We start from the raw sequence: 13305 nt of genomic DNA, 5'->3' as shown, positions 1-13305 counted from the left end.
AGACTGATAACTGATAACCCTTCCTCTGATAGCCAATTTATTGAGACTGTTGTCGGCGAGGCGGTCTTCCTCTCCGGCGCTGACGTGGTGCACGTGCTTGGCGCTGCTCACCGTCACCGATTGCCTCCGGTTCCGCAGACAACTCTTCATCTGTCAGAAGTTCTGCGCTCTCTTCTTCGTGTCGCGCCGTTTCAAGCATAGCATCTACCTGTGGTGCTGCCTCGGATCGCTCTGTGTCTTCTGCAACCTCTGCCCCTTCAAATGCTTCTCCGCGTCCCTCAATTACCGCATCAGCCAAAACTGAGCAGATAAGGCGAATCGAACGGATTGCATCGTCGTTACCCGGAACGGGCAAATCAATCGGATCCGGATCGCAGTTTGTATCAACAATAGCAATAATCGGAACGCCTAACTTATTCGCCTCTGCGATAGCCGTATGCTCCTTACGTGTGTCCGTCACGACAACCACTTCAGGGAGTTTTTTCATCTCTCTGACACCGCTAAGGTTATTACCCAGTTTGCCTTTTTCGCGTCGTAGGCGCATAACCTCTTTTTTCGGCATCTGATCAAAGATCCCATTCGTTTCATCAGCATCCAGTTTATCTAACCGGTTGACGCTTCGGCGGATCGTTTGGAAATTCGTCAGCATACCGCCGAGCCAGCGATGATTCACGTGATACATCCCACATCGCACTGCTTCAACTCGCACTGCTTCTTGGGATTGCCGTTTCGTACCCACAAACAACACCCCACCGCCTTTCGATGCTATATCCTGAACGAAATCAGCGGCGGTCTGGAGCATCCGTAAGGTCTGTTGCAAGTCAATAATATAAATCCCGTTTCGCTCAGCGAAGATGTATTCTGCCATCTTCGGATTCCAGCGACGGGTTTGATGTCCGAAGTGAACTCCACATTCAAGGAGTTCTTTCATTGTAACTGCCAAAAAAAACCTCCTAAGTTTGCAGGGGCGGCACTGCCCCCACCGGGTTTCCGCGTCCACCTCCTTCACATCTGCATCAGACTCTCAACACGAGAGAACCCGCTGTGCAAATCGAGAGGTGTGTCGTATTCAATATTGAAGTCTAACCCCTGATGAACGTTTCTCATCAGATTTAATACAAATATTTTACCACAGAAACAATCGAATTTCAAGTTTAACTAAAATAACACGCATCTGAGGTAAGCGTCAAGGAAAATTATAGCATTCGCATGGGTTCTGTGATATAAGATAATAGGAGGTGATAAAGGTGAAACATCTCATTGAAGCAATCGCCGCACACTTCAAAACAGGCGCAGACACCCTGAAACTTGCCCCTATTCAGCACGGCACTCAGCAAAAACACAATGTCTGTCGCCTAAACTTCGGGAACAAGGACTACCTACTTAAGCAGCACGACATCACCACACCCGTTGTTAAAGCGGGCTACACTCCCTGTCAGATTGAATCTATCGTCCTGTCAACATTACACCGCAACGGGTGCCGTGTTCCTAAAATTATCTGGAAATCAGAAAACCGCCACGCCCTACTGCTGGAATGGTGCGGAAAATTAACACTCGATGAAATCGCACAAAGCAGACCGGTATCCAACCTCAACCCCCTTCTGCCTACTATACTCATGGAACTCTGTCGGGTTGAAACCGTTTTCGCAGAAAACCTAAAACGCTTCACACCCTATACTTTTCGCTTTGATTTGGAGGCGACCTTACAGCATCTACTTGAACAAGCCAGAAAAACCCTTGATTACCTTTCACATCTCAACGAAGACCCTATGACTTCATCACAAACGGCACAACTTGATACAGCATGGAATGCGATTTCCAACCGACTTCGGACAGCTCCACCAACGCTCGATAGCCTCGACTATCAGAGTCGCAATATCGTGGTTTCAGACGAAACCCCTTTTTTGATTGATTTTTCAAGTGTTGGGTGGGATTGGCAGGAACGGAGGTTGGTTCAATACTTCAACAGTATCGGTGCACATCAAGAAGATGCCAATTTCGTCTCGTTGTTAGATTACGATTTAGTCAATACCTATGCGGAGTGGGTTACCACCCACCGTGAAACTTGTTCACCTACTGAGCTCGCCGCGCGTGTTGACAGCCACCATCTCCTGTTCTACCTATCGGTTATCCATCAGCTTTTACGAGCCGTTTCACAGCCGGAAACTGCTGAAAGCAGAGCACTTCTCAAGGCGTGGGGCAATCCACAAGCGAGATTCCAAAGCGCACTCACCCAGCTGACCAACGCCAATTTAAGTGATGATATTTACACAACCCAAATCCGAGAAATGGTAGCCAATTACAACAATTCCCTGTAGGACGGATCTCCGAATCCCGACACCTGACAATAAGCATCATTCCTTAGTCGTTATATCCTTAAGAATTGTCTTCTCAAGTTCTCCAAAAAACGCTTGTATTTCGGGAGTCGATGGTTTCGTCGTATGAAACGTAGTCTGATACGATTTCAGCACCTCGTAAAGCGATGCTAAATCGATCTGACGCTGCTGAATCTTCTCACGAATGTTTGCAAATCCTGCAACCACCTGCTTCTCTGAAATTCCGTCGGGTCTATTCTTTGACTTAAGATGCTTCTCTACACCATTCAAAGCACGTTCTGCCATCCAATGGCGGAAACCTTCAGTGCCACCAAAGTGCCAGTAAGCCAAGCCCCCTGCAATTAAGCTGACCGCCACAACCGCTAACAAAAAAATTAGAACCCTTCTATAACAGCCGCTTAGTTTTCTACTTACACTTGCCATTTTAATATTTTTTAATTGGGACCCTCATCAAGTCCATTGATTTTTTTTAAATTAACCACTTATATGATATAACGATTAAACTTTTCCCTCACGAACCGTCAGTGTCGCCTTCAATTTCTTATCTCCAATAAACTTTGCTCCGTGCGAATCAAAAAATTCAAATTCTCCTTCAAGGACTTCAAAGACGGCGACATCTGCGACGGTTCCAACTTTCAGATGACCGAGCTGCGCCTCACGCTGGATAGCCTTCGCAGCACTGAAAGTCGCCTTCTCAATCACGGCTTCAAGCGATAAACCCAAGTGCATCAATTTTGATAATGTTGTCGGTAGATCGTAAACGGGACCGTTGATGTTCCCTGTGTGTAGATCCGTGCTAATTACATCAGAAATGAAGCCTTGTTCCATCGCGCGTTGAGCAATTTCATAATGGAAACTCCCGGCACCGTGCCCGACATCAAAGATGATGCCATCCTCGCGTGCCTTCCACGCCTCAGGGATTACCCTGCCCTTTTCGTCAACGATGTTATCACCGTTCCCTTGAAAGCAGTGCGTAATTACATCGCCCGGACGCAGTAAACTCAGAATATCAGGAAGCGGCACCCCCGCACCGATATGACACATGACGGATGTACCCGCGCGTTCGGCTGCTTCAATAGCGCATTTCAGGGGTTCAACACCGTTATCACCCACTTGCCCCTTCCCTTGACGCACCTTCACCCCGACCGTAATATCGCGATGCTGTTGTAATGTTTTCGCGACGCGTCCCGGATCGGCATAAGCCATATCGTACATTTCACCGACAGGTCCGTACACAAGTCCAATTCCAGAGATGTGGATATAGGTGAGAATGTTCGTCCACGCCGGTTCGGCAATGAATTCACGGAAGCCGGGAAACGTCACCCAACTCGGACTACCGGCGTCTACAACCGTAGTCGTCCCGGCAGTTGGGCAAACCCCGTCGGCTCTGATGCCCCACGTCGTTACACCGTAATAGACATGCGTGTGAATATCAACGAGTCCGGGTGTGACGTATTTATCCTTAACAAAAATGGTTTGTGTCGCTGCATCTTCCGGAATATCCGGTTCAATCGCTGCGATGACACCATCAGCAATCGCAACATCGCGCACCGCATTCAAACGTTGCGAGGCATCAATGACAGTCCCACCTTTTAGTAGAAGGTCGTATTTCATTTCCGCTCCTATTAACGACTTAAACCCCGCGCTTATCCCCCCATATATCCACATGCACACGAGGGGAATAGCGATAGCCGTTCTCTTTACAGAGGTCAACCAACCACTCCTGCTTCTGTTGTAGCACAGTAGGGGTCGTCCCTTGCGGCATCAAGAGAATCGTCTCAGCAGGAATACCAATTTCTGTTTCTAACGCTTGGATCTCCGCCAAATCTTCGGGTGTATCCACAACAAACTTCACTTGGCACGGATACCGATTCAAAAACTTAAGAATAACATCGGGACGGATGCGTTCGCGTTCGTGGCGTTTGAAAAAACGATTGTCCGATGGCGGATTGGAGTTACGCAACTTCGGACTCATAGAAATGAGATGCGCCGCAACTTCGGTAAAAAGTGTGGCGTTCGTCTCAATCGTAATGTGGTGCCCCCGCTTATCCAGTTCATAACAGAGCTCCGTCAATTCTTTTGGTTGAATAAACGGTTCTCCACCGGTGATAACGACATGTTTACAGTCGTATTGTGAGATCGCAGCCACACTTTCAGCAACAGAGATGTCCTTATCTTCAGGCTCCCAAGATGTGTAAGGTGTATCACACCAAACACATCTTAGATTGCAATAACTCGTTCGGAAAAACACAGAGGGAACGCCAATAAGTTGTCCTTCCCCCTGAATTGTATGGAAGAGTTCGCTGAATTTCATGATATTGCCTGCGCGGCTTTGCTTCACCGACGCTAAGCCTCAATGAGTTCAATCTGAACGTTATCGGGTCCCTTGAAGAACGCCATCATCAACCCGTTGGGTTTCAAATCTTCGAGTTCCGCGCCTTTCGCTTGGAGTTTCGCGACCTCAGCGTCCAAGTCCTCTACCGTAAAAGCGAGTTGGTAGACACCCCAACGTGGGTTGCCACTGGTGTCTTCGACTTCCATATCTCCGAACTTAGGTGAGAGGAAAATCCGCTCCCCACCGATTTCCATCCGGACAATCTTTAAGCCGCGGACCTCAACCGTTTCATCAACTTTGCCATCAAACATCTCTTCGTAATAACGAACTGCACCTTCTAAATCTTCACAACGAAGATGAACGTGGTGAAATGTAACTGCCATTGTCAAAATTTCCTTTCTTTGAAAAAGCGCGCCATACAAACGCGCAACACAAAAGATGATACAAGATACAAAATTATCTCATAATCCCTTGATTGTGTCAAATTGTTTTTCAGGCGTGCGATAAATCGCCCTACTACAAACAACTTCAGCAATATTAAGAAATAAATTTTATGTTTTGAGGAAGTGTGGAAGAGGGGGAAGGCTGGAAGAAATGCCGTGTCCGCGGTCTTCCGAACTTCCATACTTCCAACACTTATGAGGATCAAAACCATAAATTTAATATGAAACTTTCTTAATTTTCTTGCAACTTTTCCAACCTTACAAGTGTATAAATAATTGTGGATTTCACTATAAACACTTTATTGACACAGAAAAAGCGAACTTTTTCGGTATCAAATCCAACTAAGTGTAAACGAATACTTAAATTAAACGTTTAAACTTTAAACAGCATAAGATTCAAAAAAGTAAATTGACACTTTCAGTGTTTTGAGTAAAAAACAAAGGAGCAAAAAATGACAACCCAAGTTCGCCAGCAAAATGGCATCTCAATTTTGGAACCCAGTGGAAAGATCGTCGGATCCGCAGTATCAGAATTACGGAAAGCAATTTCCCCACAGATAGCGGATTTCGATGCCCCGCGTATCCTCATCAATTTTGAGAACGTTAATATGATCGACAGCGCAGGACTCGGTGCCCTTATGGAGGCACGTGCGCTCGCAAATCGAAAACAAGGTCGCATCGGTGTCATGAATGTCGGCAAACATATTAAGAACCTGATCGTTCTCAGCCGAATCGTTAGTCTCTTTGAACATTTTGACAGCGAGGATGCCGCAGTTTCCGCATTAGCAGCGTAAAAAACAACTTTTTCTGAGCGTATCCGACTAAAGAAACGAGTACCTAAAACAGACGCTTAAAATAGCATAAAAATTCAAAAAAGAAGTAAAATTCACGGAAAATAAAAAAGGAGCAAAAAATGACAACGCAAATTCGCCAGCAAAACGGCATCTCGATTTTGGAACCCAATGGAAAAATAATGGGAACCGCAGCCTCAGAATTATGGGATGTGATCTCACCGCAGATAGAGGCATCCGATACACCCCGCATCCTTATCAATTTCGAGAACGTCAATAAAGTCGATAGTTCGGGACTTGGTGCTCTCATGATCGCACGTGCCGCTGTAGCACGAAAGAAAGGTCGTGTTGGGGTCATCAATGTCAGCAAACATATCAGTAACTTGATTGTTCTGAGCAGACTCACCAGCCTTTTTGAACGATTCGACAACGAGGACGCTGCAGTTTCGGCGTTATCCGCCTAAAGTCCAAAATCCTGTGAAACATCAAACAGGGGTGGTTTTACCACCCCTATTCTTTTTTTAAGAGTATACCGACTCACACCTATGGGCGAGGTTTCTAACCGTTATACCTTCTAACTTCATCTTTCTATAGAGGTGATACGCTTCGCTGCCTGCTGATGGCTGAAAGCCAAATGCCTTTACGCCATCGGTTGACAAGCCACTCCAACGCTGTTATCATATCCCAAACCATTCATGAGATTAAAACATAGAGGCACAACATACCCCACTGCCGCTGGCGAGGATTGTATCCTCGCCCTTGTGTTGATGTATAAGTAATTACGGGTTTTACTATAAAACGTAGAGGCACAACATGCTGTTGGAAGAATATACCACTCTCCGAACCGAACACATCGATCGACTCGCGCAAGCACTTGCGAAGCAGGAGCTTCCCGTCATTGCCGAACTGGAACCGATTGCCGATTGTGAAGAGTTAATCACCTTCTCAGAAGCGAATCGGACACCGATCAAATTCACACCACAACACCCGGCATGGCGATTAGAATCCGTTGCAGCACGGGTCATCGAAGCAGTCGCAGTCGCCGTGCACGAACCGCTCACCGAGTTAGGATACCGAGAACTTGCACGTATCCTGTTAGAACACGCTGCGTATCTCTACACCTATCCAGACGGCGAACCCCGTCCAAGACTCGAAGCCGGAAGCGCACTCGCACTGGCAGGGAGTGTCTGTGCTTCACTTCCGCAATCGGAACTTTGGCGATTTGCTGGGTTCGGAAGAATCTCGGCAGTGCTCGCCGAGGTTGCCCCCGCGCCGACAGATTCCCATCTCACCTTACCAACCGACATCGCCTTCTCGCTCGCAAACACACAAAACCTCCCGATTCTGGAGTCTGCAGTTACCACCTACAACGCCGTTCTCAAACGAGATTTCACGCCGCAACATCAATTCCAATTACCCCTAAGCGACAACGCCTTTTTTGACGTGCTCAATTTGGATTTTCCGGGCATGGAAGCCGTAAAATCTGCCGTTTCAGCGGACGATATATCCACCGCAAAATCAGCGTACACTGCCTTTCGGAGAGATTTTGTAGGAGGGATTTGTAATCCCGATTCCGTGCTATTAGAAAGATCCGATACCTACACCACCGCCAAAACTTACCTTGAATGCCTGCTCCGGTTGTCTGTTCACCCGACTCCAGCAATCACAGCAACGACAGAAATCGGTATCGCCGCACATCTGCTTCCTGAATTCCGTGGCAGCGAACAACTCCGTCTGCTCGCACTGCGCCGCTATAAGTGGATAACCGATGCGTTCTTCCATACCGATGGCTTCCACAAAGACCGTACCCTTCGCGCCCAAGTCGAGGCAATCGCTGACTTCGCCAGATTCCTCCGCTTTCAACCCGACACACAAACCGAAGAATTACGAACATTGCTCGAAAAACTGACAGCGACATGTATCCATTTGAGCAAACCTGACTATTCGTTTCCGCCACTCGGTCCGCTTCCCGCCCCCAACTTCGATGCTGTTGAACTCTGCACAATTGCCGATAGCAGCTTCCAACGTGAGGATTTTCCGTACCCTGATACCACCTCACACGCGCTCCCTAAGACGGGTTGTTACGTAATGCGAGACAGTTGGACACCGGATGCACAATATCTCTTCTTCGATGCGCACCCATCGGAGCCATCAAGTCTCACGTTATACGCACACGGACGACACCTCACAACAGGTTCAGTCCGCGTGCTTGACACCACACCCGCAGCGTCCGATCCGGTTGATGCGCAGTGGATAACAACGCCCGAATTTGACTGGCTCGAAAAGTGGGACCAGACATTAGACGCTCACCACAAACGCGCCATCTTCTACCTCAAAGGCGAATACTTCATCTTGCACGATCTTGTTCTCAGTCCCGAAGCACAGACACTGGAACAGACCTTCCGTTTCAATCAAGGGGCAGCGTCTCACATTGCCATCGAGGCAGAATGCGTCCAGACACAGGACACACGTCTTAGCAATCTCTTCATCGGTGTGCCGGATACGACAGACCTCTCAATAGCGTTAGATGGAGACAGCGTTATCTATCGGAGTAACAAGGGATCGCCAGCAGTGCTGAACATCCTCCTGTTTCCGATGAGATCCGGCACTAAATCTCATCCCACGATTTCCGACCTCAGCGTTAGCACAGATGCGGATGTCTTAGGGACAGGTTTCACGCTCCAATTGGGAGACACAACAGACACGTTCCTCATCTCTGACGACGGCTTGGCGGAGATGTCCGCTGCAGATATTACATTTGTTGGGGAATATCTCTTTTTACGGAGAGATGCATCTGATGGCAGTGTTCAATTCATTATGCTGAATGGACGGTTTCTGAAAGTGAGTCAGGAGATCCTCGCTGATTTAGACGAACCCCGCGAAAGTTATATGCGGATGTAAGAATACACAAGTAGAGAAACTTGCCACTCATCAGAGGGAAAGGAGATGTGACCCTGTTAGATGTTGAGGTTCAATTGGATATTCACGAGGTAGATAAATCTCAACAGGAATTCCAATATCATGGAGGTGCTTGCACATGAGCGGGGCGACATCTATCCAGTCCAATCCTCCCAATGCACACCCGAGCGCAGACATCGCAAGTGACTGGATACCTTTTTCTTTAAAGTTTTTTTCTAACCATTTTAATCCACTCTCAATGTCTTCTATGCGTGAGTTTGCGCGCCAATGCCGTTTTGTTGCAAAAAGTAAAAACCACTTCATTGGGTTTTCAATCCGCCTACAATATGGCTTGAGATCTGCCAATTCATCCACAACTGATGTCTCTCGCTTATAGATATAAGGACGCTCAGATGTAATCTTCTTTGCGCGACATGCTTTTTCATACTCTACGTAGACATCTGGAAATTGTTCTCTGGCGCGCAGTGCCAAGCCTTTTCCCATAACCCCTTGAAGATTGACTGTAACTGTCAATGTCTGCAGTTCAGAGAAAAATATATCGCCGCCATCAATAAGAGAAATGTTTTTACCAATTTCAATTCGACGCTTAGGTTGAAAAAACATATCAGGTTGACAAATAACAGGTAGTTGAGAACCTTCAACTATTTTCTGTACCCAATTTTTAATTCCACTGTCAGCGACGACAATTGAATGGATATATTTAGGACTGACGCGATCGGGGACTAGACATTCCGCCATGATCCTGCGCTTTGATCCGTCACATTCTTTCCACCACTCGCTTTGCATCGTCTTCTGCTGTTGCTGAAGTTTTTGCAGACCCTGAGCTGCAGGATTGAATTGCGTTAATTCATCACTCGTATTGCCATCTGCGATGATAACCTCTGGTTCATTTAGCACTGCATCAGCAAGTTCAAGTATGGCAAGTTGGTCTATACCGGTTTCAAAGATAGCGCGATACATCATAGGGTTACGTGGTTGAAAGAACAAGCTCGTGTAATTTAACAGGTTCTTTCTACCATCTGGAAGTCTAACCTTCTGCCTTTTATTGATGTTATCCTTAGCATCCGTTTTCCTTTTGAAGATTGAAATGAATCGTGTCCTTTCCGTTTCAATTTTTACACGGGAAAGGATTCCTCGCTCAAGGATAGAAGGCAAGTTGTCTATATGTGTAATGTAATAGAGACTCTTTATTTTCATTGTTTTTTCCTTTTGAATAACGATTTGAATTAGGATGTGACTTCCGATCCTTATTAACGCAGTGCTTATATGATAGTTGCAGGTATACAGCAAAGTTTAAACAAACCCAATCTTTAGCCAAATGGTGTAAATATGTTGCTATCTATATCGTTTGCAATAACGAGTTTCTGAAAATCCGAGAATGATAGGTGAGTCCGAACGGAGCTAGCAACGCTCCGGTCAGCAACAATAAACCGTTGAATATCTTTGGGATCAACTTGATTGGGAACTAAACATTCCGCCATCAACTGTCGCCTGATTTTGTCGGAATGGTTCCATGAAGTCCATGAGTCAGATTGGAGCATTTCTTGTTGTGCTTGAAGTACTTCCAGTCCTTCGGATCGAGAATAAATTCGAGTTAACTTGTTGGATGCAATACCATCTGTAATGAAAATTCCTTGCTTTTGCAACACCGTGTTTGAAATGCGCAAAACTGCAATATTCTGTTTACCGTTTGACCTGATAACGCTGAGCAACATTGAATTACGAGGCTGAAAGAATAAATTTGCATAATGCCAGAGATTTTCGCCATCAGAAGTGTATTTAGTCTGACGCTTGTTGACAAGATGCTTGAGATAAATTGTTGTGTTCTGAATGTTCTCTGCCTTAATCCTTTTATGGGAAAGAATCCCTGTTGTAAGGATAGAAGGCAAGTTATCTATATGTGTAATATAATAGAGTGCTCTAATATCCAATCCCTGCATAGTTGCTGCTTCCCAATGAATATCTGATTGAGCGAGATTCAATTACAGTAGGTATTTTAACCTTATCACCAATCCTCGCTAATCCTCAATTACCTCTAACCCCTGCATCCGCTCAAGTGCGAAAACGCGAGTATCTTGTCGCAACTCGCAAAACCCCTCGACACACAACGTCTCACCCGATTCTCGGCTGTTGGGGATATTCAGCAACCGCTCCGGTACGACCACGCGCGTCGTCCATCTTTTATTGCTCGGCTTCTTATAGTCAAACTGGATTTTTTGGTCGTTATCAATAGCAGACTGGATTGCGGAAAACTGTTCCGAGAATTCCGATTGCGACGGCTTTAGCGTAGAAGTCCCAAAAATATCGACTTCACGGAATCCACTCCTGTAACATTCAGCACAGTACAGGGTGAGCTCATCCAATTTATTCGTCCCACCTTCAAATACCGGAATATCGTGTACCAAATAGACATCCGCCTCCTCGTCACAAAGTGCACAGAAAGAACCGTTTTCCCGGATAAGAATCCGTTTCCGCTCTTCCCAATCCGGGGGCCAACACGGTAGATAGTCATAAAGTCCGGTTAAAATGGATTCTAACTTCGCGAGTTTCGCGCGTAAATCTTCAATCTCGGCTTCGGAGGCAATATCTTCTTGCGCTCCCTCAGTTGGCACAAAGAGCGACAAAATGAGTTGTGAGTTCTGTGTCCGTAGTACGGTTTCAATCTCATGTTTTTGCATTTGCAACATGAGAATACATGAATAATGGAGGTACTCCCCGTTAGAGAGTGCTATATCGTATTCATAATCAGTTTCTATCTTACACACAGTACAATACGGCATTTCATACTCCTTCATCCGAAGGGCGTTCCTGCACAACAGGAATAACATAACTCCGGACTGTTACATCGTCAATGGTCTCAGTCTCAACACGCGACTCAGGATCCTGACGATGATCAAATACGATATAATATCCTTCAGTTGTTCCTTCCAATTTTAGGTATGCTGCGAGCTGCTTCTTGCCTGCTTGGTAGTGCCTATCGCCTCGCCAAATCTTTGTCTCAATGATGTATTTTCGCTGATTGTGCGTGATGAGGATGTCCATTCTGCCACGCCCGGTTTGTACCTCTATGTGCATAACACCACCGATACGTCTAACAAACTCGTCAAGATAGGCAAGCAGGAGATGCCGTCCTACCGATTCTTGTGGCGTATCTGGCACCTGCAAAATTCTAAAACCCGCACGTGCGATGAAATCTCGGAAGTTATCAAGTAACGCCTCCATTTCAATCTGCCCTGTAGATGTGAGATAATCGCGAGGCACTTCGCCGGTATCTTCCGCGAAGTATTCTTGCTCTAACCCGTTCACGAGTGGTTTGAACGCTCTCATAATACGGTAGAGATAAATCGGATTGAGAATCTCACACATACTGTCAGCACCCTCTTTAATAACCCCATAAGTGGCAAGTTCACTGATAATGTCATCGTCAAGATTGAAGTCTACGCCTTCATCACGCGCCATGATACGCATCAGAACGCTTTCAAAGCGTGGATTCCTGCGAATATTGGTCGTCAAATGTTCAATATTGGTGTTCCGCCCACGGAGAAGTTGCGTATGTGCTTTTGGAAAGTGTGTCATCGTAATCGACTCGGTTTTCGGGATGTCCAGTTCCTCCGTGAGAATCTGCGCAAATCGGTTGACGAGCACAGGTTGTCCGGCAGTCTGCTTATGAATGGCTTCAATAACTTCGGGGGCAAAGGCTTGCCCGACCTCGTCTGTATATTGTCCAAGTAGTTCTTGCACCTGTTCAAGTGTGAAGTTCGGCAGGTTGAATTCGTCTTGAATATTAAACGGAGAGATGGACCTGTCGTAGTTGAGCTGCGTGATACTCTTGACACCGACAATGCCGACACTATGCGGACATCGGGAAGGAGAATTTGAGACATAAATACGACGGAGTGAATGCAAAAAACCCCTCACGGCTTCCTTGGGGATACCATCAAACTCGTCTATGATAAGGATGACGCGCGGATCACCCAAGAGTTTGGAAAAATTTCTGAAAAATCTTCTCATTGAGAGGTGATCGGTTATCTCTGCATTCTCCAAAAATTCCGTCAATGCCTCGGAAAAAACCTCTCCGCGCCGCGCAAAAACATTTTCTATCGCTTCGAGAATATCCTCGTAGAGACCACTGTAAAAAACCGACGGCGTGCAGCCTTCATATTCCTCAAAATTCAACGGGATTGGGAAGTAGGCGGGTTCTTCCTCTCGGAATACATCCAAGGCGCGCTGGAAGAAAGTCGTCTTGCCGGTCTGCCGCGGCGCAAAGATAACGATGTAACGTCCCTCTTTGACGCGCATAACGAAATCCGCAAGCTCAGTCGCACGGCTGACGACATAGTTTTTCTCCGGATGAACAGGACCTTGCGTTCCAAAGCGTCTCATTTCGCTTCCCTTAAATCGTGATACTAAGTGTAAGTTTTCTTTTATAACCCAAGTTGCTACTAACAAATTCTGAACGTTCCAATGAGAGGTTTAGGTAT

At 46.3% G+C, this 13305-nt stretch carries 13 protein-coding genes; 4 read left to right on the top strand and 9 right to left on the bottom strand.

The annotated features are described in order from the left end of the window. Positions 1-37: 37 nt before the first annotated feature. Complete coding sequence (gene rpsB, locus OXH39_06790) at positions 38-931, bottom strand: 30S ribosomal protein S2 (GenBank protein MCY3550149.1); 894 nt, start codon at positions 929-931, stop codon at positions 38-40. Between the two features lie 316 nt (positions 932-1247). On the opposite strand from rpsB, the gene OXH39_06785 reads away from it, so the two are divergent. After that, entirely contained in the window at positions 1248-2318 is a 1071-nt protein-coding gene (locus OXH39_06785) for a hypothetical protein (GenBank protein ID MCY3550148.1), read from the top strand. A 36-nt stretch (positions 2319-2354) separates the two neighbouring features. Here the strand turns inward: OXH39_06785 and OXH39_06780 are convergent, their stop codons facing one another. From OXH39_06780 to OXH39_06765, 4 genes are all read right to left on the bottom strand, one after another. After that, on the bottom strand, positions 2355-2666 hold the full coding sequence (locus tag OXH39_06780; GenBank protein MCY3550147.1) for a hypothetical protein: 312 nt from the start codon (positions 2664-2666) through the stop codon (positions 2355-2357). A 168-nt stretch (positions 2667-2834) separates the two neighbouring features. Beyond that, positions 2835-3950, bottom strand: a complete 1116-nt coding sequence (locus tag OXH39_06775; protein ID MCY3550146.1) for an amidohydrolase/deacetylase family metallohydrolase — start codon at positions 3948-3950, stop codon at positions 2835-2837. 19 nt (positions 3951-3969) lie between these two features. Beyond that, a complete protein-coding gene (locus tag OXH39_06770) occupies positions 3970-4650 on the bottom strand; it encodes a 7-carboxy-7-deazaguanine synthase QueE (protein MCY3550145.1) in 681 nt (226 codons plus the stop codon). 32 nt (positions 4651-4682) lie between these two features. After that, on the bottom strand, positions 4683-5054 hold the full coding sequence (locus OXH39_06765) for a VOC family protein (GenBank protein ID MCY3550144.1): 372 nt from the start codon (positions 5052-5054) through the stop codon (positions 4683-4685). 512 nt (positions 5055-5566) lie between these two features. Here OXH39_06765 and OXH39_06760 point away from each other — a divergent pair. The 3 genes from OXH39_06760 (at position 5567) to OXH39_06750 (ending at position 8806) form a co-directional block, all read left to right on the top strand. Continuing rightward, positions 5567-5908, top strand: a complete 342-nt coding sequence (locus OXH39_06760; GenBank protein ID MCY3550143.1) for an STAS domain-containing protein — start codon at positions 5567-5569, stop codon at positions 5906-5908. 119 nt (positions 5909-6027) lie between these two features. Beyond that, complete coding sequence (locus tag OXH39_06755; protein MCY3550142.1) at positions 6028-6369, top strand: STAS domain-containing protein; 342 nt, start codon at positions 6028-6030, stop codon at positions 6367-6369. Positions 6370-6718: 349 nt separating this feature from the next. After that, the gene (locus OXH39_06750; protein MCY3550141.1) at positions 6719-8806 is read left to right on the top strand and encodes a hypothetical protein; all 2088 of its coding nucleotides are present in this window, start codon (positions 6719-6721) and stop codon (positions 8804-8806) included. Positions 8807-8836: 30 nt separating this feature from the next. On the opposite strand, the gene OXH39_06745 is transcribed toward OXH39_06750, so the two are convergent. The 4 genes from OXH39_06745 to OXH39_06730 form a co-directional block, all read right to left on the bottom strand. Further along, a complete protein-coding gene (locus OXH39_06745) occupies positions 8837-10021 on the bottom strand; it encodes a DarT ssDNA thymidine ADP-ribosyltransferase family protein (protein MCY3550140.1) in 1185 nt (394 codons plus the stop codon). Positions 10022-10134: 113 nt separating this feature from the next. Then, entirely contained in the window at positions 10135-10764 is a 630-nt protein-coding gene (locus tag OXH39_06740) for a DUF4433 domain-containing protein (protein ID MCY3550139.1), read from the bottom strand. 78 nt (positions 10765-10842) lie between these two features. Then, positions 10843-11619, bottom strand: coding sequence for a WYL domain-containing protein (locus OXH39_06735; GenBank protein ID MCY3550138.1), 777 nt, complete (start codon positions 11617-11619; stop codon positions 10843-10845). Continuing rightward, positions 11606-13207 carry an AAA-like domain-containing protein gene (locus OXH39_06730; protein ID MCY3550137.1) on the bottom strand — a complete coding sequence of 534 codons (1602 nt, stop codon included), beginning with the start codon at positions 13205-13207 and terminating at the stop codon, positions 11606-11608. The genes OXH39_06735 and OXH39_06730 overlap by 14 nt, the downstream gene beginning before the upstream one ends. Positions 13208-13305: the final 98 nt, after the last annotated feature.

The organism is Candidatus Poribacteria bacterium (assembly GCA_026702755.1).
Classification (GTDB): Bacteria; Poribacteria; WGA-4E; order WGA-4E; family WGA-3G; genus WGA-3G.
This window is presented reverse-complemented; position numbering and strand designations above follow the sequence as displayed.